Source organism: Streptomyces bugieae, assembly GCF_036352915.1.
GTDB classification, from domain to species: Bacteria; Actinomycetota; Actinomycetes; order Streptomycetales; family Streptomycetaceae; genus Streptomyces; species Streptomyces endophytica.
The window spans coordinates 1-255 of sequence record NZ_JAZBJP010000264.1 but is presented as its reverse complement, the minus strand read 5'-3'; the positions used below and the strand labels follow the sequence as shown (position 1 = coordinate 255).

Annotated in this window: 1 protein-coding gene; it reads left to right on the top strand. The window is 71.0% G+C overall.

The genetic code is table 11. From position 1 onward, the window contains the following. On the top strand, positions 1 to 255 hold a 255-nt coding region (locus tag V2J85_RS41160; RefSeq protein WP_330824458.1), incomplete at both ends, for an AIR synthase related protein.

The following is a 255-nucleotide window of genomic DNA, read 5'->3' as shown; positions in this document are numbered from 1 at the left end:
CGCTCGCCGAGGCCTACCGCAATGTGGCGGCCTCCGGTGCCAATCCGTTGGCCGTCTCGGACTGCCTGAACTTCGGCTCGCCCGAGGACCCGGCCGTCATGTGGCAGTTCGCCGAGGCCACCCGTGGTCTGGCCGACGCCTGCCAGACCCTGGGCACCCCGGTGACCGGCGGCAACGTCTCCCTCTACAACCAGACCGGCGAGACGGCGATCCACCCGACGCCGGTCGTCGCCGTGCTGGGTGTCATCGACGACG